Genomic DNA, 23,161 nt, shown 5'->3' on the forward strand with positions numbered 1-23,161 from the left:
TATTGCGCTTAACCGAGTTCTTGGGCGAGTCCGATGAGCAACCCCTCAGGCCCACGGATGTAGCAGAGCCGATACACGTCTTTATACTGGACTACTTCGCCTACGAGCTGCGCGCCGCGCGTGCGGAGCCTTTCAAGCGTCTCGTCGATGTCATCCACGGTGAACATGACGCGCAGGTACCCTAGGGCGTTGACCGGGGCGTTCCGGTGATCTGCGACGACAGGCGGCCTGAGGAAGCGGGAGAGCTCGAGCCGGCTATGGCCGTCCGGTGTGCGCATCATGGCAATCTCGACATGCTGATCGCCCAGTCCAGTGACACGTCCGGCCCATTCTCCTTCGATCGTGGCCCGTCCTTCAAGCTCGAGGCCGAGTTCGCGAAAGAAATCAACCGCCTCTCCGAGGTCTTCGACGACGATTCCTACGTTGTCCATCCGCTTGAGCGCCATGTTTCCATCTCCAAGGTGTCGTTCGAATCTACAAGGCGTCGCCTGGTCCAACAATGGATGCTCGAGGTGCTCCGCCTGCAGCCAGGTTGATCACGCCACGAAGGCAGAGCCGCCTTTTTGCGCGACGCTGCCGAGGTATTTTGCCGGCGGCTTGCCAAGCGCCTTCTTGAACATGGTGATGAAGGCGGTGACGGAATCATAGCCGAGATCGCCGGAGACCTGCTGCACGCTCGCACCGGAGGCCAGTTCTCGAATTGCGACGATCAGATGCAACTGCTGGCGCCAGCGTCCGAAGCTTAAGCCAGTCTCCTTCACGACGAGACGGGCGAGACTGCTCTCGCTGAGCGCAACCCGGCTGGCCCATTGCGACAATGTGCTGCGGTCGGCGGGATCCTGCGCCAACGCTTCGGCGATCCGCCTCAATCGTGGCTCGGATGAGATCGGCAGATGCAGCCGCTGGACAGGCATGCGCGGCAGCTCGGCAAGCAGCATCCTGATCAAAAGCGCATCCCTCGCCTCATCATCCCCCACGCCATCGGACAGTTCGATGATCAGTTCGCGCAGCAGCGGCGAGACCGAAAGGGTGCAGCACCGGTCCGGCAATTCGGCGGCTCCCGGCTCGATGTAGACGAAGAAGATCCGGGCGTTGGCGGTCGCGATATTGCTGTGCTCCATGTCGCCGGGAATCCACACCCCGCAATGCGGCGGCACCATCCACAGGCCGCTCGGGACGCGGCATGTGACGCCACCGCCGAGCGCGAAGACGAGTTGGCCTTTGCGATGCCGATGGGAGGGGACTTCGGCCCTGGTTTCGGTAACGTCGACGCGCACGGCGATTGCCGGTGCGAGGACGTCATCCACATTGAAATCGAGCCACGGGTAGCGAAGAGGTTGTCTCATGATTGACGGCTTTTAGCGATTAAACGCCAGGGTAGCTAAATTCCTCAAGTTGGGAAGTCGATAGGTTCCAGCTTGCCTATGCACCCGGTTGATCAGGATGCCACCGCGCTTTGCGTCCACAAACCAGCAGGAAGGTACGTCCTATGCGCGCCCTAGTCATGTCTTCCGACAGCCCCACCGGACTGACGCTTGCCGAGGTCGAGGACCCTCGGCCTCTCGCAAACGAGGCGCTTGTCTCGGTCCACGCAACCTCGTTGAATCGCGGCGAATTGCGCCTGCTCACCATACGCCCGGACGGCTGGATACCCGGCCAGGACATCGTCGGGATCGTCGAACGGCCAGCGGCCGACGGCTCCGGGCCAGCCGTGGGCGCCCGCGTCGCGGCCTTGGTCGACCAGGCCGGCTGGGCCGAACGCGTCGCGGTTTCGACCGACCGCCTCGCCGTCCTGCCGAATGAGGTCAGCTTCGTTTCCGCGGCCACGCTTCCGGTCGCGGGCACCACCGCGCTCAGGACTTTGCGCCATGGCGGCGACCTTGCCGGCCAACGGGTCCTGATCACCGGCGCAAGTGGAGCGGTCGGCCGTTTCCAGATCCAGATCGCGCGCGAACAGGGCGCGAGCGTGACCGCGGTCGCGGCCTCCCGGCATGGCGAGGATCTCCGCCGCCTGGGTGCCGGGCAAGTCGTCGAGTCGATCGAACTGGCCGTGGGGCCGTTTTCGCTGATTACCGAATCGGTCGGTGGCCAAAGCCTCGCCCACGCGATCGAACGCGTCGCTCCTGGCGGGACGATCGTCATGTTCGGCTCGAGCAGTGGCGAACTCACGCCAATTGGGTTCCGCCAGTTCGTTCCGGGTCACGAGGGGGCGAGGCTTCAGACTTTCGCCTACTACACGTCTGGCGCGGGCATTGGCTCGGACATCGCCTCGCTGCTCGCTCTCGTTGCGGCCGGCCGGCTGGAAACCCGCGTCGCCCTGACCATGCCATGGACCGACATCGCCCAAGCCCTGGACGCTCTGCGACAGCGCAGCTTCAGCGGCAAGGCCGTTCTCACCATGACCGGATGAACGATCCCTAGGCTGAGACCTGCCCCATCACACGTGCTGGCCGCCATTAATGTGGATTTCCGAGCCGGTCACATAAGACGCCTGCCCGGAGCACAGGAAGAAGATGATGTCGGCGACCTCGGCCGTGGTGCCCAGCCGCCTGAGCGGAATGGTCTCGACGATCTTGTCCGTGCCCGGCGACAGGATCGCGGTGTCGATTTCGCCCGGCGCAATGGCGTTGACGCGGATCCCGTGCGGGCCGAAATCATGCGCCATCTCGCGCGTCAGCGAGCCGAGCGCCGCCTTCGATGTCGCATAGGCGGTGCCGGCGAAGGGGTGCACCCGGGTGCCGGCGATCGAGGTGACGTTGACGATCGACCCTTTCGCCGATGCCAGTTCCTTGAACAGCCCGCGCGCCAGCATGATCGGCGCGAAGAAATTGACCTGGAACACGTCGCGCCAGACATGCATCGGCGTGTCGATGGAGTTCATGCGGCTGTTGCCGTCCTTGAGCTTTGGCGAAATGCCGGCGTTGTTGACCAGCGCGTGCAGCTGCCCGCCATGCGCCTCGAGCCGGTGGCGGATTTCGGAGACGGCGATGCCGACATCCTCCTGGTCGGCGAGATCGACCTTGATGTGGTCCTCGGGCCCGGCCGGCCACGGGCAATCCTCGGCAAACGCCTGGCGCGAGCAGGTGATGACGCGCCAGCCCTCGCGCGAGAAACGCTTGACCGTGGCATGGCCGATGCCACGGCTGGCGCCGGTCAGCACAATGGTCTTCCTGGTGTCGATCTCTGCCATGTCGGGAGGTGTAGCCGAACGGTGTGGCGCTGGCGAGAGGCGAGTTGCCGCTAGCCTCCGCCGAGAATGTCGAGGATCGAGGTCTGCCGCTTCTTGAGCGGACCGCCGACACTGCCCGGCGGCACCGGATGTCCGACCGACGCGGTGGTTCCGGAATCGCCCGGCATATCGAAACCATCGGCGTCGACCGTCTGGGCCGGGCGGGGCGCGCGAACCGGCGCTGGCTGCGCCGCGACGGCGGCGGGCGCCGACTGGCCGACAGGCGCTTGCGGCTTCGGAGCCGACTGCGTCGCATCGGCCGACGGGATTTCGTCCGGCACGATCCTATCGGCCGGCGTCGACTTCCAGGTGCCGGGCAGCGGCCGCACGGGCACGCCCTCATGCGCGGCGACCATGAACTCGTGCCAGGCCTGCGCCGGCAGCGCGCCGCCGGTGACCTTCTTCATCGGGCTGCCGTCGTCATTGCCGAACCATACGCCGGTGGTGAGATTGGCGGTATAGCCGACGAACCAGGCGTCGCGCGAATTCTGGCTGGTGCCGGTCTTGCCGGCCGACGGCCAGGTGAAGGCCGCCTTCCTGGCCGTGCCGATCTCCACCGTCCCGGTCATCATCGAGTTCATCATGCCGACGATCTCGGGCTTCACCACGCGCGGCGCGCTGCCGCTGCCGGCGTCGTACAGCACCTTGCCCTCGGCTGATGTCACGCGGCGGATGAAATGGATGTCCGGCTTGTAGCCGCCATTGGCGAAAGGCACATAGGCCGAGGTCAGCTCCAGCGGCGTCACTTCCGACGTGCCTAGCGCGATCGAGGTGTTGGCCTGCAAATCGGACTGGATGCCCATGCGATGCGCCGCCTCGACCACTGCGTCCGGCCCCACTTCCATGGTCAGCTGGGCCGCCACCGAGTTCAGCGACTTCGCCAAGGCGGTTGCCAGCGTCACCTTCCCGAAATACTTGCCGCCGTAATTGTCGGGTGTCCATTTGCCGATCTTGATCGGCGCATCGTTGCGCACGCTGTCGGGCGTGCGGCCGGCCTCGAGGGCGGCCATGTAGACGAACGGCTTGAACGCCGAACCGGGCTGCCGGCGCGCTTCCGAGGCGCGGTCGAACTGGCTGGTCGAATAATCATAGCCGCCGACCATGGCACGCACCGCGCCCGAATCGTCGATCGACACCAGCGCGCCCTGGGTGACGTTGAGCTTCTTGCCGCTTTCGTCGATCAGCCGGCGGATCGATTGTTCCGCGAGCTTCTGCAGGTTCAGGTCGACGGTGGAATCGATGACGATGTCGCCGCGCACGTCGCCGATCAGATCGGGCAGCTCTTCCATGATGGTGTCGGCGACGTAGTTTTCCGAGCCTGTCCAGTAGGACGGCGCGCGCGTCGCCGGCGCGCTCATCGCCGTGGTCAGTTCCTTGGCGCTGATCTTGCCTTCGTCGCGCATAGCGGCGAGCACCAGCTGCGCGCGGTCCTCGGCGGCCTTGGGATCGCGCGCCGGCGACAGTCGCGACGGCGCCTTCAGGAGACCGGCAAGCAGCGCCGCCTCCGACAAGGTGACATCGCGCGCGCTCTTGCCGAAATAACGGCGCGAGGCCGCTTCGACGCCATAGGCGCCCGAGCCGAAATAGACCCGGTTGAGGTACATTTCCAGGATCTGGTCCTTGGTGTGCTTGTGCTCCAGCCACAGCGCCAGCAGCACCTCCTGCACCTTGCGCTCCAGCGTGCGGTCCGGCGTCAGGAACAGGTTCTTGGCCAGTTGCTGCGTCAGCGTCGAACCGCCTTGCGAGAAATGCCCGCCGGCGAGGTTGGCGACCATGGCGCGCGACAGGCCGATCGGATCGACGCCGAAATGCGAATAGAAGCGGCGGTCCTCGATGGCGATGACCGCCTCGGGGATGTAGGGCGACATTTCGTGCAGGCCGACCGCCTCGCCGCCGCTCATGCCGCGATTGGCGAGCAGCTGGCCGTCGGCGGAGACGATCTTGATGTTGGGCGCGCGATCGGGGATCGACCAGGTCGTGGCCGCCGGCATCTTGGCGCCGTAGTAGACGACGACTCCGGCCACCGCGATGCCGCCCCAGATGGCCAGCACGAAGCACCAGTAGACCAGCCGGCCGAGCACGCCGAACAGGCCGCGCCGGCTTCGGTCGCGCCTGGCACGCGACGATTTTGCCTTCGGCGGTTTGCGCTTGGCGGAGGCTTTGCGGTTGCTGGGCACGACGCGGTCCTCCTCGCTCACCGAAAGACCTGTCTGGGATCTCGCTTGTGGCGGTCCCTCGAAACTGGGTTCGATGCGGCTGTCTCTGCGGTTCGCCATGCGCTGCGCTTGATATCCCGATGCCTATGGCGTTCGGGTTGCAGAGTAGATGCGGCGGTTTAAAGGCGGGTTAAATCCGGCAGGCAGCGATAGTCAGGCGTGGGGAGCAATGCGGAGCCGGCAAGCCCGGGCTCCGTTCAGTTCTGCTGGATCGAGATGCCCTTGTCGTCGATCTTGAGTTCAACGCCTTTCGGCTTGGTCTGTTCGCGGTAGACGTAGACGCCGAGCGCGATGACCACGGCGACGAGCGCGCCAATGACGAGATAGAGCGTATTCTGTTTCATGGCGCGCTCCTCGGTGCCCGGCCTCAGGCTCGCTTCAGGACCCTGACCAGGATCAGCAGGATGATGGCGCCGATGGTGGCGTGAATAATGGAGGCGAGGATGCCGCCGCCGATGGACAAGCCGATCCGCGGGAACAGCCAGCCCGCGATGAACGCGCCGATGATGCCGACGATGATGTTGCCGATCAGGCCGAAGCCGAAACCGGAGACGATGAGACCGGCGAGCCAGCCGGCGATGGCACCGATGATGATGAAGACGAGCAGGCTTTCGACGCCCATGGCGATTTCCCTCCGAGCAAGAGGCGAGCGCGGAGCGGAAAGCCCCGAATCGGCCTCGATATCAACGGCTTCAGGCTATGCGAAAGCCGCCGCCCTCGCCAGCGGCCTGCTCATTGGTCGCCGTCGTCGCTCCCGGCGGGCCGCCAGCTCGTCGGCTCGACCTTCTTCTGCGTATCGCTGTCGATGTAGATCCACCAGCCGCCGTCCCGGTATTGCGCGATGGATTCGTTGAGCACGCCGTCGCCGTCGTTCCAGGTCACGGTGACCTTGGAGCCGTCGGTGGGCGCGGTCGATATGGGCTTCCTATCCGCCATGTCATCCCTTTTTTCGAGCCGACGGAACACGACGGCCGGCATCTGGTCCCGGACGGAACATCGGCGGCAGCGCCGCGACGCCGTCAGCTATGAGCGAAAATATCCTCTTCGTCCCAGCCCATGAGGTCAAGCTTGGCGCGTGTCGGCAGGAAGCGGAAACAGGCGTCGGCCTCTTTCGTGCGATCCTCGCGCGCCAGCCGCGCCGCCAGCACGTCGCGCAGCCGGTGCAGATAGAGCACGTCGGATGCGGCGTATTCGAGTTGTTCGGGCGACAGCGTTTCGGCCGCCCAGTCCGACGATTGCTGCGCCTTGGACAGGCCGACGCCCAGAAGCTCGAAGCAGATGTCTTTGAGACCATGCCGGTCGGTGTAGGTGCGGGTCAGCCGCGAGGCGATCTTGGTGCAGAATACCGGCTCGGGCATCACACCGAATGCATGGTAGAGCACGGCAAGGTCGAAGCGCCCATAGTGGAACAGCTTGGTCACGCTGTGGTTTCCCAAAAGCTTGACGAGGTTCGGCGCTTCCTTTTGGCCCGGCGCGATCTGGATGACGTCGGCGCTGCCGTCGCCGGGTGAAATCTGCACCACGCACAACCGGTCGCGATGCGGGTTCAGTCCCAGCGTTTCCGTATCGATGGCAACCGCCCCGACATTGTAGCGGGACAGGTCGGGCAGATCGTTTTTGTGGAAACGGATATCGCTCATCGTCTTCTCCGGGGTCGCGCTTTCGGCATCGCGCATCCATCGAGCGGACGCGCGCGCTCCAGCACGTTGCGCTGGCAACCCGTCCTTGCCGTGATCGGCGGAAAAATCAACATAAACTTGATTTTCCCGCCTTTCGTGAGTTCCCGGCTCAGCGCGTCAGCGCGTCCAGAATGCGCGCCCAGGAGCGCTGGCCCTTGTGGAACGAACTCAACTCATACTTTTCGTTGGGCGAGTGGATGCGGTCGTCGTCGAGGCCGAAACCGACCAGCAGCGATTCCATGCCGAGATAGGTCTGGAAATCGCCGACCACGGGGATCGAGCCGCCGCTGCCGATCGTCACCGCCGGCTTCGGCCATTCGTCCGACAGCGCCGTCTTGGCCTTGGCCAGGAACGGCGAGTCGTAGGAAAGCTGGATCGCCGGCGAGCCACCATGCGGGTGGAACTCCACCGAACAGTCGGCCGGAATGCGCTCCCTGACGAATTGCTGGAAGGCGGCGCGGATCTTCCTGGGATCCTGCTTGTGGACGAGGCGGAAAGATACTTTCGCCGAGGCCTGCGCCGCAATCACTGTTTTGAAGCCCTTGCCGGTATAGCCGCCGGTGATGCCGTTGAACTCGGCCGTCGGCCGTGCCCAGGTGAGTTCCAGCAGCGAGCGGCCCTTTTCGCCCGACGGAATCGACAGGCCGACGGGGCCAAGGAACGTCTCGGCCGTTTCGCCCAGCGTTTCCCATGATTTCAGGATCTGCGACGGCGTTTCCTCGACGCCGTCATAGAAGCCCGGGATGGTGATATGGCCGTCCTTGTCGTGAATGTCGGCCAGCACCTTTGCCAGGATGCGGATCGGGTTGGCAGCGGCGCCGCCATAGAGACCCGAATGCAGGTCGCGGTCGGCGGCCTTCACGATGATCTCCTCGCCAACCAGCCCGCGCAGCCCCACGCAGATCGACGGCGTGTCGCGGTCCCACATGCTGGTATCGCAGACCAGCGCGAAATCGGCCTTGAGTTCATCGGCATTGGCTTCGAGGAAGGGTTTCAGCGACGGCGAGCCCGACTCCTCCTCCCCCTCGAACAGGATGGTGATGCGGCACGGCAGATTGCCATGCACCTGCTTCCAGGCCCGGCAAGCCTCGACGAAGGTCATCAACTGACCCTTATCGTCGGCCGAGCCGCGCCCGGTGATCACCTTGTGGCCGGGCTCGATCTCCTTGACCGCCGGCGCGAACGGGTCGTTTTCCCAAAGCTCGATCGGATCGACCGGCTGTACGTCATAGTGGCCATAGAACAGCACATGCGGTGAACCGGCCGGCCCATCATGATGCGCAACCACCATCGGGTGGCCGGGCGTGTCGCGGACGCTGGCGTCGAAGCCGATCACCTTGAGTTCTTCCACCAGCCATTCGGCCGCCTTGCGGCAATCGGCGGCATAGGCCGGATCGGTGGAGATCGACCTGATCCGGAGCAGGCCGAACAGGCGCTCCAGGCTCTGGTCGAGATTCTTGTCGAGACGGTCGAGAACGGGGGAGATTGACATTGGCGAGCCTTTCGATTCAGTGCCGGAACCGTAAAGGCAGAGCGGGCAAACGAAAAGCCCGGGAGCATTGGACCACGGGCTCAAGCGTTATTCGAAACAAAAAAGACCGCCGTGGTGGAGGGGGAACCACGGCGGCCCTTCTACTCGAAACGATGCGGCAGCCCGGAGAGGGGGGATAGGCTGCCGCAGGTGTCCGGGATAGGCGGGGGACGGGCCTTGCTCCGGACGTCGGCGAAAATTGCCGATGACATTTATCTGTGTCCTCGAACGTGGCGATTCAAGGGCACGAATATTACACTTTTGTAACATGGCCGTGAGCTGCCGTTCGACAGGCGGGACCAAGCCCTCCCGCGGGCGAAAATAATGCCGATTTCAGCTCTTTCCAACCAACCCGTCGCCTGCCTGTCAGGGTGTTGCTGGAAGCGGTGCCTTTGGCATGGACCAAGCCGCCGCGCCGCGCTATCCCTGCCGGCATGAAAAAAGGCGATCATCTCTTTCTTGTCGACGGCTCCGGCTACATCTTCCGTGCCTATCATGCGCTGCCGCCGCTGACCCGCAAGTCCGACGGCCTGCCGGTCGGCGCCGTGTCCGGCTTCTGCAACATGTTGTGGAAGCTGATGCAGGATGCCCGCAACACCGATGTCGGCATCGTGCCGACGCATTTCGCCGTCATTTTCGACTATTCGTCGAAAACCTTCCGCAACGATCTCTATCCCGAATACAAGGCCAACCGTTCGGCGCCGCCGGAAGACCTGATCCCGCAATTCGGCCTCATCCGCCAGGCGACCAGGGCGTTCAACCTGCCCTGTCTCGAGATGGAAGGGTTCGAGGCCGACGACCTCATCGCGACCTATTGCCGGCTGGCCTGCGAGGCCGGCGGCGACACCACCATTATCTCCTCCGACAAGGACCTGATGCAGTTGGTCGGCCCGACGGTGAGCATGTACGATCCGATGAAGGATCGCCAGATCGGCATTCCCGAGGTCATCGAGAAATGGGGCGTGCCGCCGGAGAAGATGATCGACCTGCAGGCATTGACCGGCGATTCCATCGACAATGTTCCCGGCGTGCCGGGTATCGGGCCGAAGACCGCGGCGCAACTGCTCGAACAGTTCGGCGACCTCGACGGACTGCTTGAGCGCGCCGGCGAGATCAAGCAGGAGAAACGACGCGAATCCATCATCGCCAATGCCGACAAGGCGCGCATCTCGCGCCAGCTGGTGACGTTGAAGAACGATGTGCCGGTGGCCGAGGGGCTGGACGAGTTCGTCCTGCACGCGCCGGACGGGCCGAAGCTGATCGGCTTCCTCAAGACCATGGAATTCTCTTCGCTGACCCGCCGCGTGGCGGAAACGACGGGAACCGAGGCAAGCGACGTGCAGGCGGTCGCGGTGACGGTCGAACGCGCTGATTTCGCGCATGGACCCGATGTCGACGCCGGCGCGCCGGTCGCGCCCAGCGCCGAGGCGAAGCAGGACGGCGAGACGGCCCTGGAAGCAGGCGGCGGCACGAAGGAGGGCAACACCCCTTCGCTTCTGTCGGCGCTTCGCCTGGAGGCCGCCACCGCCCGCAAGATCGACATTTCGGCCTATCAATGCATCCGCGATGTCGCCAGCCTGAAGGCCTGGGTCGCCGAGGCGCTGGAGACCGGCATCGTCGCCTTCGATGCCCGCGCGACGTCGCCCGATCCGATGCAGGCCGAACTGATCGGCTTGTCGCTGGCGACGGCGCCAGGTCGCGCCGCCTATGTGCCGTTCGCCCACAGGAGCGGAAATGGCGACCTGCTCGGCGGTGGTCCGATCGACAACCAGATCCCGCTGCGCGAGGCGCTGGCCGTGCTGAAACCGCTGCTCGAGGACAAGTCTGTCCTCAAGATCGCGCAGAACCTGAAATACGATCTCGTCATCATGAGCCGCTACGGTATCGACGTAGGCCCCTTCGACGATACCATGCTGATCTCCTACGTGCTCGATGCCGGCACCTCGCATGGCCACGGCATGGACGCGCTTGCCGAGAAATGGCTGGGCCATAGTCCGCTTCAGCTCAAGGACGTGACCGGCTCCGGGAAAAATTCCGTCGGCTTCGACCAGGTCGACGTCGACAAGGCGACCGCCCACGCGGCCGAGGACGCCGATGTGACGCTCAGGCTCTGGCTGGTGCTGAAGCCGCGGCTCGCCGCCAAGGGCCTGGTGTCGGTCTATGAACGGCTGGAACGGCCGCTGGTGCCGGTGCTGGCGCGCATGGAACAGCGCGGCATCTCGGTCGACCGGCAGATCCTGTCGCGGCTGTCGGGCGAACTGGCGCAGGGCGCAGCCCGGCTCGAGGAAGAAATCTACCAGCTCGTCGGCGAGCGCATCAACATCGGCTCGCCCAAGCAGCTCGGCGACATCCTGTTCGGCCGCATGGGTCTGCCCGGCGGCTCCAAGACCAAGACCGGCCAATGGTCGACCTCGGCGCAGCTTCTGGAAGACCTCGCCGCCGAAGGCCACGAACTGCCGCGCAAGATCGTCGACTGGCGCCAGCTGACCAAGCTGAAATCGACCTACACCGATGCGCTGCCCGGCTTCGTCAACCCGGACACCAAGCGCGTCCACACCTCTTACGCGCTCGCCGCGACGACGACGGGGCGGCTGTCATCCTCCGACCCGAACCTGCAGAATATCCCGGTGCGCACCGCCGAGGGGCGCAGGATCAGAACGGCCTTCATCGCCGACAAGGGCAACCGCCTGGTTTCGGCCGACTACAGCCAGATCGAATTGCGCGTGCTCGCCCATGTCGCCGAGATCCCGCAATTGCGGCAGGCCTTCGCCGACGGCGCCGACATCCACGCCATCACGGCCTCGGAAATGTTCAACGTGCCCGTGGAGGGCATGCCTTCGGAAGTGCGCCGCCGCGCCAAGGCGATCAATTTCGGCATCATCTACGGCATCTCGGCTTTCGGCCTTGCCAACCAGCTGTCGATCCCGCGCGAGGAGGCCAGCAACTACATCAAAAAATATTTCGAGCGCTTCCCCGGCATCCGCGACTATATCGAAGAGACCAAGGCCTATGCCCGCGAGCACGGTTTCGTCGAAACCATCTTCGGCCGCCGCATCCACTACCCCGAGATCCGGTCTTCCAATCCCTCGATCCGCGCCTTCAACGAGCGCGCCTCGATCAACGCGCGCCTGCAAGGCACCGCCGCCGACATCATCCGCCGCGCCATGGTGCGCATGGACGAGGCGCTGGAGAAGGCCAGGCTTTCGGCCCGCATGCTCTTGCAGGTGCATGACGAGCTGATCTTCGAGACGATCGAGGCGGAAGTGGAGGCGACGATCCCCGTCGTGCGCCATGTCATGGAGAACGCGGCCATGCCGGCGGTGTCGATGTCGGTGCCGCTGCATGTGGACGCTCGAGCGGCGAACAATTGGGACGAGGCGCACTAGCGCCAGGCCGGCATCACCTGAATATCGATACACCTTAGACTAGGCAGCTTGCGCCCGGCACTTGGCACATGTCCCGCGGAACTCGATCACCGCCTTCTTGGCGGCAAAGCCGGTGGAGCGCACCCATTCGTCCAGCCGGTGGCCGACATCATGGTCGGACATTTCGCTCACCTGGCCACATGTGTCGCAGATGGCGAAAGCGGTCATGGAATGGCTGTGATCGTGCGGTTCGACGCAGGCGACGAAGGAATTGAGGCTTTCCAGCCGATGCACGAAGCCGGACTTCACCAGCGTGTCGAGCGCGCGGTAGACCTGCAGCGGCGCGCGGAAACCCCGCTCGCGCAGCTGGTCAAGCAAGGTGTAAGCGCTGAGCGGCCCGCTGGCGGCCTCGAGTTTCTCGAGCACGCACAGCTGGTTCTTCGTCAGCACATCCCTTGCCGCCATGATCCTGTTTCCGACCTGCCTTGTGTCACATACAGGCCGTTTCCATATGCAAACGGCCCGTCCCATTCAGATAGCGACGAACCGCTGTCTTTGCTACTCCTCTGTTGAAACGCGCTGGCGCGGCATTCCGCGAACGACAACGGCGGGAGGGCTCCCACCGTTGTCGTTTGCCGGCTCCGATGCCTACTTCCTCGGCGGGCCGTTGCGCTCGGCCGAGGCTGCCCACAGATTGATGTCGGACTCGCGCGCATAATTGTCGATCTCGGCAAGCTCGGCGTCGCTGAAGTCGGGCGCCTCCAGCGCGCCGACACAGTCCTCCACCTGCTCCGGCCGGCTGGCGCCGATCAGCGCCGATGTCACCTTGCCCTTGCGCAGCACCCACGCCAGCGCCATCTGCGCCAACGTCTGGCCACGGCGGCCCGCGATCGCGTTCAATGCCTGTATGTTGGCGATGGTCTTGTCGTTGATGAAGGCCGGCCGCAGCGACTTGCCCTGGGAGGCACGGCTGCCCTCGGGGATGCCGCCGAGATATTTGTCGGTCAGCATGCCCTGTGCCAGCGGCGAGAACACGATGGAGCCGACGCCCAGCCCATCGAGCGTATCGAGCAGGCCATCGTCCTCGACCCAGCGGTTCAGCATCGAATAACTCGGCTGATGGATTACGCAAGGCGTGCCGAGCCGCTTCAGTATATCGGCCGCCTCGCGCGTGCGCTGCGAATTGTAGGATGAGATGCCGACATAGAGTGCCTTGCCCGCGCGCACCGCATGGTCGAGCGCGCCCATCGTTTCCTCCAGCGGCGTATCCGGATCGAAGCGGTGCGAATAGAAGATGTCGACATAGTCGAGCCCCATCCGCTTCAGGCTCTGGTCGAGGCTGGCCAGCAAATATTTGCGTCCGCCCCATTGGCCGTAGGGCCCCGCCCACATCTCGTAGCCGGCCTTGGTCGAGATGATGAGTTCGTCGCGGTAGGCGGCAAAGTCGGTGCGCAATATCTCGCCGAAAGCAATCTCGGCCGAGCCGGGCGGCGGCCCGTAATTGTTGGCGAGGTCGAAATGCGTGATGCCGAAGTCGAAGGCCTTGCGCACGATCGCCTGCTTGGTCCTGTGCGGCGTGTCGTTGCCGAAATTGTGCCACAGCCCCAGCGAGATCGCCGGCAGTTTCAGGCCGGACCGCCCGCAGCGGTTATAGACCATTTTTTCGTAGCGGTTTTCGGCGGCGACATAGGGCATGGGGAAATCCTCGAAGCTGGATGGACTGGGCACTGTCATCGCGAACGCGACGCGCAGGCCCTGCGCCCCAACCCTTACCCTCTCCCCGCGAAAACGGGGAGAGGGCTCATCAAAATTATCGATAATCCGCGATCTAGCTCTTCTTCGCCATCAGCGCCTTGGCTTCCTTGATGCCGAGCGCGGCTGGACGTTCGCAGGTGGTCTGCATGGCGACGAACTTGCCGGTTTCGCCCGAGCGCAGGATTCCCGTCATGACGTCGACGGCGTGCAGCGCCAGCTCCATCGAGCAGCGGTGCGGCCTGCCCTCGGAGATCGCAATCGCCATGTCGGCGAGGCCGGCGGTGCGATAATTGGCCATCATGCCCTGCGAATGCATCTCGTTGGGTACGCCGAACGGATGCTGCCATTTCGGCAGCTTCTTGACCGGCTTGGCCGCTTCGGTGAAGCGCACGTCGCCGCCGAAGAAGTTCGGATCCGGCACGAACACGCTCCCCATCTCGCCATAGAGCTCCATCGGCGCATGGCCGTGGCTCCAGACGTCCCAGCTGGTGTTGAGCGTGATCACGGCTCCGTTCTCGAACTCCAGCAGGCCGTGGATGGTGGTCGGCGTGTTGACCGGGATCCTTTCGCCCGCGCGCGGCTTCGAACTGATCGTGCGTTCCTTGGCCGGGGTTGTGGCGAAGGCCGCCACCTGCTTCACCGGTCCGATCAGCTGGATCAGATTGGTGATGTAATACGGCCCGATGTCGAGCACGGGGCCGGCGCCCGGCTGGAAGAAGAAGTCCGGATTGGGGTGCCAGTGCTCCATGCCGTGCCCCATGACATGGCAAGTGCCGCTGGTGATCCTGCCGAGCTTGCCGGTATCGATCAGGTTGCGCACCAACTGATGCGCGCCGCCGAAGAAGGTGTCGGGTGCCGAGCCGATGCGAAGTCCCTTCTTCTCCGCCCGCTTCTTCAAGTCGAGCCCCTCCTTGACCGAAAGCACGAAGGGCTTTTCCGAATAGACATGCTTGCCCGCGTCGAGCACCTGTTTCGACACTTCGTAGTGCACGGCCGGAATGGTCAGGTTGACGATGATGTCGATGTCGTCGGCCTTGAGCAGGTCCTCGACCGTCTCGGCGCGCAGCTTGAACTCCTTCGCCCGCGCTTTCGCGGCGTCCATGTTGATATCGGCGCAAGCCCGCATCTTGATGCCGCGAAACAGCGGCGCCAGCGAGAAATATGCCTTCGAGATGTTGCCGCAGCCGATGACGCCGACGCCAAGTTTGTTTGCCATGATGCTTGTTCCTAATAGGCCTTTACGGTTGCGATCGAACGGCGGGCGAAGCGCTCGATGTCATTGGGATTGTCCTGTTCCATGACGAAGTATTTGGCCGCGCTCTTGGCCCGCAGCGCTTCGATCAGGCCGGCCCAGTCGATCGTGCCGTGGCCGACATCCGACCAGCCGTCCTCGTCCAGCCCCTCGCCCGGCCTTGCCATGTCCTTGACGTGGACGGCAACGATGCGCTTGCCGTGCTGTTCGATCCAGGGCAGCGGATCGGCGCCGCCGCGCACCACCCAGGCGACATCCATCTCCCAGCCGATGTCGGGCGCGGAAGCCAGGATGTGAGCCTGTGGCAGCGAGCCGTCGGCGAGCTTCTTGAACTCGAAATCATGATTGTGCCAGGCAAAGCCGTAGCCGGCCTTCTTCGCCGTCTCGCCGACCTTGGCCAGGCGCTCGCCGAAGCCGCGCCAGCCGGCAGCGTCCGAAGGCCTGGACTCAGGCATGAGGTAGGGGCAGATCAAAAGCTTGATGCCGAGCGCTTCAGCTATCCTGCGCACGCCGTCGAAATCCTTCTCCAGTGCGTCGATCGAAAAATGCCCGGTCGGCATGGCAAGGCCGTTTTTATCGAGTTCGGCCCGGAAGGCCTTGGGATCGTCATAGACGCCGCCGAAGCCTTCGACCTCTGTGTAGCCGAGCTTGCCGAGCATCTCGAGCACGCCTTCCCAGGGCTGAAAATTGCGTGCGCTGTAAAGTTGGAATGACCAGTTCATCGTCTTTGTCCGTTCTGCTTGGGGGATGGTTATCGGGCTTTAGATGCGGCTGCCGGTTTGGGCATCGAAGAGCGAGGCGCGCATCGGGTCGAAGCCCACCGTCACCGCTTCATCGTTTTTGGGGGTCCGTTCCGAGGTGACCCGGACGCTGAAATTCTGCTTTGCAAGCTTCAGCCACACCAGCGTGTCGGACCCCATCGGTTCGACCACCTCGACATTGGCCGCCGTCGAGAATGGCCAGCCCGTGCCGCTGTTCAGGCTGACATGCTCGGGCCTGATGCCGAACACGGCAGGGCCGGCTTCCGGTTGCTTGTCGAAATGATAGGTGCCGAGTGGAACCTTGAGATTGTCGGCCACGAAAAACCAGTTGCCAGCGTCTTTCTCGAGCCTGCCGTCAATGAAGTTCATCGCCGGCGAACCGAGGAAGCCGGCGACGAAGCGGTTGACCGGTTTGTTATAGATGGTCTGCGGCGCGTCGAGTTGTTGGATGATGCCGCCGCGCATGACCGCGATACGGTCGGCCAGCGTCATCGCCTCGATCTGGTCATGCGTGACGTAGATCATGGTATTCTGCAATTTGCGGTGCAAAAGCTTGATCTCGACGCGCAGTTCGGAGCGCAGCTTGGCGTCCAGGTTCGACAGTGGCTCGTCGAATAGGAACACGTCGACGTCGCGCACCAGCGCGCGCCCGATCGCCACGCGTTGACGCTGGCCGCCGGAGAGCGCCGCGGGCTTGCGCTGCAACAACGGCTCGATCTGCAGGATCTCGGCGGCGCGCGCTATGCGCTTCGCGATCTCGTCCTTGGGCACGCCCGCGACGCGCAGCCCGAAGGACAAGTTCTTCTCCACCGTCATCTGCGGATAGAGTGCGTAGGACTGGAACACCATGCCGATGCCGCGGTCCTTGGGCTCTTCCCAGGTGACGTTCTTGCCCTTGATAAAGATCCGGCCGTCCGAAATGTCGAGCAGTCCGGCGATGCAGTTGAGCAAGGTCGACTTGCCGCAACCCGAGGGTCCGAGCAGCACTATGAACTCGCCCTCGGCGACGTCGAGGTTGAGCGTCTGCAGCACCGAGACCAAGCCGAAGTTCAGCGACAGGTCCTGGATCGAAACGCTGGTGCCGTTTGCCGCCATCGACATCACCCTTTCACCGCGCCGGCGGCAATGCCGCGCACGAACAATTTGCCGGAAATGAAGTAGACGACCAGCGGCACCAGCCCGGTCAGGATGGTGGCGGCCATGTTGACATTGTATTCCTTCACCCCCTGCACCGAGTTGACGATGTTGTTGAGCTGCACCGTCATCGGATAGGTGTCGGGGCGCGTATAGACGACGCCGAACAGGAAGTCGTTCCAGATGCCGGTCACCTGCAGGATGACGGCGACGACGAAGATCGGCAGCGACATCGGCAACATGATGCGCAGATAAATGCCCCAGAAGCCGGCGCCATCGACGCGCGCAGCCCTGAACAGTTCCTCCGGCATGGAGGTGAAATAGTTGCGGAACAAGAGCGTCAGGATTGGCATGCCGAAAATGGAATGCACGATCACCAAGCCGCTCAGGCTGCCATAGAGGCCGATCTCGCGCAGGATGATGACGATCGGATAGATCATCACCTGATAGGGGATGAAAGCCCCGACGATCAGGATGACGAAGAACGTGTCGGCGCCCTTGAAGCGCCAGTTGGCGAGCGCGTAGCCGTTCACCGAGGCGATTGCGATCGACAGGATCACCGAGGGGACGGTGATGCGCACCGAGTTCCAGAAACCGCGAGAGAGACCGTCGCAGTTGAGACCGGTGCAGGCCTGCGACCATGCCTTGACCCACGGCTCGAACGTGATCTCGACCGGCGGCGAGAAGATGTTGCCGAGACGAATTTCCGGCATGCCCTTGAGCGAGGTGACAACCATCACGTAGAGCGGCAGCAGGTAGTAGAGCGCCACCACGATGAGCGTGCCGTACAGGAAGATGTTGCGGCGCGACAACATGTGCCGCGGCTTCGGTCCGCTCGGTCCCGAGGCATCGGCGCGGATGGCGGCTTGGGATGCGGCCAGGGAGACGGCATGATCAGACACGCTTGCGGCCTCCGAATTCGAGATAGGCCCACGGCACGATGACGATCATTACCGACAGGAGCATCATGGTCGAGGCGGCAAAACCCTGGCCGAGGTTCTGGGCGAAGAACATGTAGTCGTAGACATATTTGGCTGGCACTTCAGAGGAAATGCCGGGACCGCCGCTGGTCTGCGCGACGACGAGGTCGTAGACCTTGACGATGCCCGACGCGATGATGACCAGCGTGGTTATGAAGACCGGCCGCATCATCGGGATGATGATGAAGAGATAGGTCTTCCAGGTGGGGATGCCGTCCACCCGCGCGGCCTTCCAGATGTCCTCGTCGATGCCGCGCAGGCCGGCCAGCATCAGGCACATGATCAGCCCGGTGCCTTGCCACAGCGCGGCGATCAATATGCCGTAGATGACGATGCTCGAATTGTAGAGCGGATCGAAATTGAAGCTTGTCCAGCCGAGGTCGCGAACCACTCCCTGAATGCCGAAATCGGGATTGAGCAGCCATTGCCAGACGAGGCCGGTGACGATGAAGGAAAGCGCGAAGGGATAGAGAAAGATGGTGCGGAACGTGTCCTCGAAACGGATCTTCTGGTCGAGCAGGGCGGCGAGCAGGAAGCCGATTACCAGCGAGAAGACGAGCGACAGCACGCCGTAGATCAAGAGATTCTCGATCGAGACGAGCCAGCGCGGCGTCGCCCACAGCCGGTAGTACTGGTCGAGCCCGACGAAATGCAGCCGCGGCAGAAGCTTCGAATTCGTGAAGGAATAAAGCACCGTCCAGGCCGTGCCGCCGACAAACACCACCAGCGCGGTGAGGATCATCGGGATCGAGGCGACCTTCGCGTTGAGATTGCGGAAGAGTTGGCTCGGGCGTTCGCTCTTGCTCATCGGTGCAGCCATGCTGGATCGGGTAAGGGCGGCAAGGTCAGCACGTCTCGCTCCCGGCCCTGCGGTGGCCGGGTCGGGAGCGAGACGGCTCGTCGGCGGTCAATCGGCCGAGGCGATGATGTCGGCGAAGCGCTTCTGCGCCTCTTCAAGCGTCATGTCGGGCTTGGCGAAGAACTCCGAGAACAGGTCCTCCTTCTGCTTCTGGCTGTCCTGCGAGAGCAGTTGGTCCGTCCAGGGCATGACAGCGCCCTTGGCCAGGATGTCGAGCCCCTTCTTCATGCAATCATTGGCAGCGTTGAGGTCGACGTCGCCGCGCACCGGCAGCGAGCCTTTCTTGAGATTGAAGGCGACCTGGGTCTTGGGATCGAGCAAGGTCTCGGCCAACACTTCCTGCGCCTTGGACTTGTCGGCGTCCTTGAGCAGCGGGAAGTAGAAGGCGTCGCCGCCGGTGGCGATGACCTCGTTCAGGCCAAGCCCGGGAAGGCAGGTATAGTCCTTGCCGGCGGTCTTGCCGGCGACCTGGAATTCGCCCTGCGCCCAGTCGCCCATGATCTGGCCGCCGGCCTTGCCGGTGATGACCATGTTGGTCGCCTGGTTCCAGTCCTGCACATTGGTGTTCTTGGCCATCTTGCGCGCATCGTCGGCCGCCTTGAAGACCTTGGCGACTTCGGGACCGGCGGCGAACGTCGCATCCTTGTCCTTGTAGACCTTGAGGAAGGTGTCCGTGCCGCCCACTGCGGCGAGCAGCACGTCGAATGCGCCCGATGCCTGCCAGGCCTGCCCGCCGACCGCGAGCGGGACGATGCCGGCCTTTTCCAGCGCCGGGGCGGCGGCGACATATTCGTTCCAGTTCTTCGGCACCGGCACGCCCGCCTTCTCGAAGGCCGCGTTCGACAGCCACAGCCACTGCCAGGAGTGAATATTGACCGGCACGCAATAGATCTTGCCGTCGATGGTACAACCGTCGAGCAGGCTCTTCGGCCGCACGACCTCGGTCCACTTGCCCTTGGTGGCGACATCGGTGAGGTCGCGCATCAGGCCTGCCTGCACCAGCTCTTCCGCCTGCCGGCCGTGATTGAACTGGGTGGCGCCCATCGGGTCGCCGCCGGTGATGCGGCTGATCATGATCGGCCGCGCCGTGCCGCCGGACCCGGCGATGGCGCCGTCGACCCAGTGGTTGCCGGTTGCGTCGAAGGCCTTGGCGAGTTCGGCGACCGCCGCGGCCTCGCCGCCGGATGTCCACCAATGGGTGACTTCCAGATCGGTTGCGGCCGCCGGCCCGGCAAAATTCAACGCCACCGTCGCCGCAAGCGCGGCGGTCAGGAATTTGTATCGCATTTCGGTTTCCTCCCAGAATCTGAAACGTTACAGATTTTCGATACGGCAATTGCAAGATATGCGCAACCCTTCCCTTGAAAGTCAGTTCGATATTTTTCGAGCCGCGAACAAAATCCTTTCGGGATGGAGCCCGTTGTGCAGCGCAATACGCAAAATCCCACATGGCAAGACAGAAAGCTCGCAAGAAGCTTGCTCCCAATGCCTTTCCTGCTGATTCCCAACGCTTTTCGGCGGCGAGCCCATGCGGACTTTCGACCTCGGCCACAGCCTGGTCGAACACCGGTCGTGACAATCTGTAACGTTTCAGTATAGGCTTGTTCAGCTAAGGAGACGCGCCATGGGAGCGACGGCGGCGATTGCCGGCCTGGCCGGCGGCTGCTAAGCGCCTGACGGGGCGGGACGAATGGACAGACGGCGCACGGACAGCGATGACGAGACGTCGGCCAGGGAGCGGCCGACGCTGAAGACGCTTGCCTTCATGACCGGGCTCGGCGTCACCACCGTGTCGCGGGCGCTGAAGGACGCGCCGGAGATCGGCGCCGAGACCAAGCGCCGCGTCCAACTCGTGGCCAAGCAGATCGGTTACCGGCCGAACCGCGCCGGCGTGCGCCTGCGAACCGGCAAGACCAACGTCATCAGCCTCGTGCTCAACACCGAGCACGAGATCATGAGCTTTGTCTCAGACATCATCTACGGCGTCACCGAAGTCATCGCCGATACGCCCTACCATCTGATCGTCACGCCCTACTCGCGCTCGCAGGATCCGCTGGATCCGGTGCGTTATCTGGTGGAGACCGGCTCCGCCGATGGCGTCATCATTTCGCGCACCCAGCCCAACGATCCAAGGGCCCGCTACATGCTGGAGCGCGGCATACCCTTTGCAACGCACGGCCGCACCGATATGGGGCTCGTGCACCCCTATCATGATTTCGACAATTACGCCTTCGCGGCCGAGGCGGTGCGCCATCTGGCCGGCCTGGGCCGGCGTCGGCTGGCTCTGGTGACGCCGCCGGTCGGCCTGACCTATCACGGCCACACCGTGAACGGCTTTGCCGACGCGCTGAGCGAAGTCGGCGCCTCGGAGGTGCCGTTCAACACCGTTTCGATCGACCACTCGATCGAGCAGATCAGGATGAGGACCGCGCAGCTGATGCGGCGCGACATCAGGCCGGACGGCATCGTCAGCAGCGCCGCGGCCGCCACGCTTGCCATTGTTGCCGGCATCGAGGACGCCGGGTTGAAACTCGGCCGCGACATCGACGTGGTGTCGAAGCAGTCGTCGGAACTGCTGCATCTGTTCCGCCGGGAACTGCTGATCGTCAACGAGAACTTCCGGCTGGCCGGCTCCGAGCTAGCCCGCGCCGTGCTCGGCTGGATCGGCGGCGCGGCGCCCGGCTCGCTGCAGTCACTCAGCGCGCCGGGCGAAGTTGTGGCCTATCGCGGCTGATTGAAGCCCCGCCGCCAGAGCAATTCCCGCGTAGCTTTCCTAAGGCATTGCCCAAAAAAACAAAGAGATAGAGCGGTACGCCGTTCCGCGAAACGCTGAACCGCTAGCCGGCGGCGCCGCTCCCCCAGGGTCCATGGAAGGCGCCCTTGTCATCGATACGCTCGAAGCCATGCGCACCGAAGAAATCACGCTGTGCCTGGATCAGGTTCGAGGTCCCGCGGCCCTGGCGATAGCTGTCGAAATAGGCAAGGGCCGAAGACAGCGCCGGCACCGGCGATCCGGCTTCGGAAGCCCTGGCCACGACGCGCCGCAGTGACGGATGCGCCTCCTGCATCATGGTGATGAAGGCCGGCGCCATCAGGAGATTGGTCGAAGCGCCGCCGCGGCCGAAGGCTTCGGCCATGGTGTCGAGCATCTGCGATCGGATGATGCAGCCGGCACGCCAGATCTTGGCGATGGTCGGCATCGGCAGGTTCCAGTTGAACGCCTTCGAAGCGCCGCTCATCACGGCGAAGCCTTGCGCGTAGGCTGATATCTTGCCGGCGAACAGCGCCAGTTCCAGATCCTTGAGCAGGTCTGCCTTGTCGCCCGAAATCCTGGTGACGCCGATGTTGCCATAGGCTTTTTCCGCCGCAAGCCGCTCGTCCTTGATCGATGACAGGACGCGTGCCGCCACCGCCGCCTCGATGGCGGTCGCCGGAATGCCGAGTTGCTGTGCCTCGATAACGGACCATTTGCCGGTACCCTTCTGGCCGGCGCGGTCGAGGATGATGTCGACCACCGGCTTGCCGGTCTTGGGATCATCTGACGCCAGCACCTTGGCGGTGATCTCGATCAGGTAGGAGTTGAGCCGGCCCTTGTTCCAGCCGGCGAATACGGCGCCGATCTCCTTCGGCCCCATGCCCAGGCCGTCGCGCAGGATGCCGTAGATCTCGCCGATCATCTGCATGTCGGCATATTCGATGCCGTTGTGAATGGTCTTGACGAAATGGCCGGCGCCGTCGGTGCCGAGCCAGGCCGCGCATGGCTCGTCCTTGAACTTGGCGGAGATTGCCGTCAGCACCTTCTCGACGCGTTTCCAGGACTCTTCGGTGCCGCCGACCATGATCGACGGCCCGTGGCGCGCACCCTCCTCGCCGCCGGACACGCCCATGCCGATGAAGGTGAGGCCGGAGCCCGCCAGCTCGGAAAAGCGCCGCATCGTGTCGCGGAAATTGGCGTTGCCGGCATCGATGACGATGTCGTCATGGGACAGCACGCCGCGCAATGCGGCGATCTGTTCATCGACCGGCTTGCCGGCCAGCACCATGATGATGATCGGACGCGGCGGCCGGATCGCGGCGGCAAGTTCTTCCAGGCTGTAGCAGGGGACAACCATATCCCTGAGCGCGCCGGCATTCTCGACAAAGGCATCGGTGCGCGCCTTGGTGCGATTGAACACAGCGATGCGGTGCCCGTGCTCGGCGATGTTGAGCGCCAGGTTGGAGCCCATCGTGCCAAGGCCGATCAGGCCGATTTCGGCTTGTTCCATGTTTCTTCCCTGCTTTCGGATCTTGTTTGTTCGAGCCCGCGATTGCCGGGGTTTCGCCAAGATGCATCCTGCCAGGGATGATTGACGGGCCTTCAGGCTCGCGTCAACCGCCTCGCCGAATTGTGTTGGACAGCC

Annotated in this window: 21 protein-coding genes; 3 read left to right on the forward strand and 18 right to left on the reverse strand. The window is 63.8% G+C overall.

What is annotated here, in order from left to right; all coding sequences use genetic code 11:
- Positions 1-8 precede the first annotated feature (8 nt).
- Positions 9-446: a VOC family protein gene (locus FJ951_RS04635; RefSeq protein WP_140500250.1), complete on the reverse strand. Its 438-nt coding sequence runs from the start codon at positions 444-446 to the stop codon at positions 9-11.
- A 90-nt stretch (positions 447-536) separates the two neighbouring features.
- On the reverse strand, positions 537-1,346 hold the full coding sequence (locus FJ951_RS04640; protein ID WP_140513767.1) for a helix-turn-helix transcriptional regulator: 810 nt from the start codon (positions 1,344-1,346) through the stop codon (positions 537-539).
- 143 nt (positions 1,347-1,489) lie between these two features.
- Here FJ951_RS04640 and FJ951_RS04645 point away from each other — a divergent pair, with 143 nt between their 5' ends.
- Positions 1,490-2,410: a zinc-binding dehydrogenase gene (locus FJ951_RS04645; protein WP_140513768.1), complete on the forward strand. Its 921-nt coding sequence runs from the start codon at positions 1,490-1,492 to the stop codon at positions 2,408-2,410.
- Between the two features lie 27 nt (positions 2,411-2,437).
- On the opposite strand, the gene FJ951_RS04650 is transcribed toward FJ951_RS04645, so the two are convergent.
- From FJ951_RS04650 to FJ951_RS04680, 7 genes are all read right to left on the reverse strand, one after another.
- Complete coding sequence (locus FJ951_RS04650) at positions 2,438-3,190, reverse strand: SDR family oxidoreductase (protein ID WP_140500256.1); 753 nt, start codon at positions 3,188-3,190, stop codon at positions 2,438-2,440.
- A gap of 50 nt (positions 3,191-3,240) precedes the next feature.
- Positions 3,241-5,505, reverse strand: coding sequence for a transglycosylase domain-containing protein (locus FJ951_RS04655; protein WP_140513769.1), 2,265 nt, complete (start codon positions 5,503-5,505; stop codon positions 3,241-3,243).
- Between the two features lie 137 nt (positions 5,506-5,642).
- A complete protein-coding gene (locus FJ951_RS04660; protein WP_140513770.1) occupies positions 5,643-5,789 on the reverse strand; it encodes a hypothetical protein in 147 nt (48 codons plus the stop codon).
- A gap of 23 nt (positions 5,790-5,812) precedes the next feature.
- The gene (locus FJ951_RS04665; protein ID WP_140500262.1) at positions 5,813-6,067 is read right to left on the reverse strand and encodes a GlsB/YeaQ/YmgE family stress response membrane protein; all 255 of its coding nucleotides are present in this window, start codon (positions 6,065-6,067) and stop codon (positions 5,813-5,815) included.
- Positions 6,068-6,177: 110 nt separating this feature from the next.
- The gene (locus FJ951_RS04670) at positions 6,178-6,381 is read right to left on the reverse strand and encodes a hypothetical protein (protein WP_140513771.1); all 204 of its coding nucleotides are present in this window, start codon (positions 6,379-6,381) and stop codon (positions 6,178-6,180) included.
- A gap of 83 nt (positions 6,382-6,464) precedes the next feature.
- Positions 6,465-7,085: a ribonuclease D gene (locus tag FJ951_RS04675; protein WP_140500266.1), complete on the reverse strand. Its 621-nt coding sequence runs from the start codon at positions 7,083-7,085 to the stop codon at positions 6,465-6,467.
- A 148-nt stretch (positions 7,086-7,233) separates the two neighbouring features.
- Positions 7,234-8,616, reverse strand: coding sequence for a M20/M25/M40 family metallo-hydrolase (locus FJ951_RS04680; RefSeq protein ID WP_140513772.1), 1,383 nt, complete (start codon positions 8,614-8,616; stop codon positions 7,234-7,236).
- A 473-nt stretch (positions 8,617-9,089) separates the two neighbouring features.
- Here FJ951_RS04680 and polA point away from each other — a divergent pair, with 473 nt between their 5' ends.
- On the forward strand, positions 9,090-12,041 hold the full coding sequence (gene polA / locus FJ951_RS04685) for a DNA polymerase I (protein ID WP_181172202.1): 2,952 nt from the start codon (positions 9,090-9,092) through the stop codon (positions 12,039-12,041).
- A 39-nt stretch (positions 12,042-12,080) separates the two neighbouring features.
- Here polA and FJ951_RS04690 read toward each other — a convergent pair whose 3' ends face one another.
- The 8 genes from FJ951_RS04690 to FJ951_RS04725 form a co-directional block, all read right to left on the reverse strand.
- Positions 12,081-12,485, reverse strand: a complete 405-nt coding sequence (locus FJ951_RS04690) for a Fur family transcriptional regulator (protein WP_140500273.1) — start codon at positions 12,483-12,485, stop codon at positions 12,081-12,083.
- Positions 12,486-12,668: 183 nt separating this feature from the next.
- Positions 12,669-13,715 (reverse strand): L-glyceraldehyde 3-phosphate reductase, encoded by a 1,047-nt coding sequence (mgrA, locus tag FJ951_RS04695; RefSeq protein ID WP_140513774.1) that lies wholly within the window; start codon positions 13,713-13,715, stop codon positions 12,669-12,671.
- A 133-nt stretch (positions 13,716-13,848) separates the two neighbouring features.
- Positions 13,849-14,991, reverse strand: coding sequence for a Gfo/Idh/MocA family oxidoreductase (locus FJ951_RS04700; RefSeq protein ID WP_140500277.1), 1,143 nt, complete (start codon positions 14,989-14,991; stop codon positions 13,849-13,851).
- Positions 14,992-15,002: 11 nt separating this feature from the next.
- A complete protein-coding gene (locus FJ951_RS04705) occupies positions 15,003-15,749 on the reverse strand; it encodes a sugar phosphate isomerase/epimerase (RefSeq protein WP_140513775.1) in 747 nt (248 codons plus the stop codon).
- 39 nt (positions 15,750-15,788) lie between these two features.
- Positions 15,789-16,889, reverse strand: coding sequence for a sn-glycerol-3-phosphate ABC transporter ATP-binding protein UgpC (ugpC, locus tag FJ951_RS04710; RefSeq protein ID WP_181168588.1), 1,101 nt, complete (start codon positions 16,887-16,889; stop codon positions 15,789-15,791).
- On the reverse strand, positions 16,889-17,824 hold the full coding sequence (locus tag FJ951_RS04715) for a carbohydrate ABC transporter permease (RefSeq protein ID WP_140513776.1): 936 nt from the start codon (positions 17,822-17,824) through the stop codon (positions 16,889-16,891). The genes ugpC and FJ951_RS04715 overlap by 1 nt, the downstream gene beginning before the upstream one ends.
- A complete protein-coding gene (locus FJ951_RS04720) occupies positions 17,817-18,710 on the reverse strand; it encodes a sugar ABC transporter permease (RefSeq protein ID WP_140500283.1) in 894 nt (297 codons plus the stop codon). The genes FJ951_RS04715 and FJ951_RS04720 overlap by 8 nt, the downstream gene beginning before the upstream one ends.
- A 99-nt stretch (positions 18,711-18,809) precedes the next feature.
- Positions 18,810-20,048 (reverse strand): ABC transporter substrate-binding protein, encoded by a 1,239-nt coding sequence (locus FJ951_RS04725; protein ID WP_140513777.1) that lies wholly within the window; start codon positions 20,046-20,048, stop codon positions 18,810-18,812.
- A gap of 403 nt (positions 20,049-20,451) precedes the next feature.
- On the opposite strand from FJ951_RS04725, the gene FJ951_RS04730 reads away from it, so the two are divergent.
- Positions 20,452-21,495, forward strand: a complete 1,044-nt coding sequence (locus tag FJ951_RS04730; RefSeq protein ID WP_140513778.1) for a LacI family transcriptional regulator — start codon at positions 20,452-20,454, stop codon at positions 21,493-21,495.
- A 103-nt stretch (positions 21,496-21,598) separates the two neighbouring features.
- Here FJ951_RS04730 and gndA read toward each other — a convergent pair whose 3' ends face one another.
- A complete protein-coding gene (gndA, locus tag FJ951_RS04735; RefSeq protein WP_281405587.1) occupies positions 21,599-23,047 on the reverse strand; it encodes an NADP-dependent phosphogluconate dehydrogenase in 1,449 nt (482 codons plus the stop codon).
- Positions 23,048-23,161 lie beyond the last annotated feature (114 nt).

Origin of the sequence: Mesorhizobium sp. B2-2-3 (assembly GCF_006442405.1) — a bacterium.
Classification (GTDB): domain Bacteria; phylum Pseudomonadota; class Alphaproteobacteria; order Rhizobiales; family Rhizobiaceae; genus Mesorhizobium.

Excerpts from the sequence above, each read along its gene's own strand:
- FJ951_RS04640 (WP_140513767.1), bottom strand. The coding sequence starts at position 1,346 with ATGAGACAACCTCTTCGCTACCCGTGGCTCGATTTCAATGTGGATGAC.
- FJ951_RS04665 (WP_140500262.1), bottom strand. The coding sequence starts at position 6,067 with ATGGGCGTCGAAAGCCTGCTCGTCTTCATCATCATCGGTGCCATCGCC.
- FJ951_RS04655 (WP_140513769.1), bottom strand. The coding sequence starts at position 5,505 with ATGGCGAACCGCAGAGACAGCCGCATCGAACCCAGTTTCGAGGGACCG.
- mgrA (WP_140513774.1), bottom strand. The coding sequence starts at position 13,715 with ATGCCCTATGTCGCCGCCGAAAACCGCTACGAAAAAATGGTCTATAAC.
- FJ951_RS04690 (WP_140500273.1), bottom strand. The coding sequence starts at position 12,485 with ATGGCGGCAAGGGATGTGCTGACGAAGAACCAGCTGTGCGTGCTCGAG.
- FJ951_RS04725 (WP_140513777.1), bottom strand. The coding sequence starts at position 20,048 with ATGCGATACAAATTCCTGACCGCCGCGCTTGCGGCGACGGTGGCGTTG.
- FJ951_RS04660 (WP_140513770.1), bottom strand. The coding sequence starts at position 5,789 with ATGAAACAGAATACGCTCTATCTCGTCATTGGCGCGCTCGTCGCCGTG.
- FJ951_RS04670 (WP_140513771.1), bottom strand. The coding sequence starts at position 6,381 with ATGGCGGATAGGAAGCCCATATCGACCGCGCCCACCGACGGCTCCAAG.
- ugpC (WP_181168588.1), bottom strand. The coding sequence starts at position 16,889 with ATGTCGATGGCGGCAAACGGCACCAGCGTTTCGATCCAGGACCTGTCG.
- FJ951_RS04675 (WP_140500266.1), bottom strand. The coding sequence starts at position 7,085 with ATGAGCGATATCCGTTTCCACAAAAACGATCTGCCCGACCTGTCCCGC.
- FJ951_RS04650 (WP_140500256.1), bottom strand. The coding sequence starts at position 3,190 with ATGGCAGAGATCGACACCAGGAAGACCATTGTGCTGACCGGCGCCAGC.
- FJ951_RS04705 (WP_140513775.1), bottom strand. The coding sequence starts at position 15,749 with ATGAACTGGTCATTCCAACTTTACAGCGCACGCAATTTTCAGCCCTGG.
- polA (WP_181172202.1), top strand. The coding sequence starts at position 9,090 with ATGAAAAAAGGCGATCATCTCTTTCTTGTCGACGGCTCCGGCTACATC.
- FJ951_RS04635 (WP_140500250.1), bottom strand. The coding sequence starts at position 446 with ATGGCGCTCAAGCGGATGGACAACGTAGGAATCGTCGTCGAAGACCTC.
- FJ951_RS04700 (WP_140500277.1), bottom strand. The coding sequence starts at position 14,991 with ATGGCAAACAAACTTGGCGTCGGCGTCATCGGCTGCGGCAACATCTCG.
- FJ951_RS04720 (WP_140500283.1), bottom strand. The coding sequence starts at position 18,710 with ATGAGCAAGAGCGAACGCCCGAGCCAACTCTTCCGCAATCTCAACGCG.
- FJ951_RS04680 (WP_140513772.1), bottom strand. The coding sequence starts at position 8,616 with ATGTCAATCTCCCCCGTTCTCGACCGTCTCGACAAGAATCTCGACCAG.
- FJ951_RS04645 (WP_140513768.1), top strand. The coding sequence starts at position 1,490 with ATGCGCGCCCTAGTCATGTCTTCCGACAGCCCCACCGGACTGACGCTT.
- FJ951_RS04730 (WP_140513778.1), top strand. The coding sequence starts at position 20,452 with ATGGACAGACGGCGCACGGACAGCGATGACGAGACGTCGGCCAGGGAG.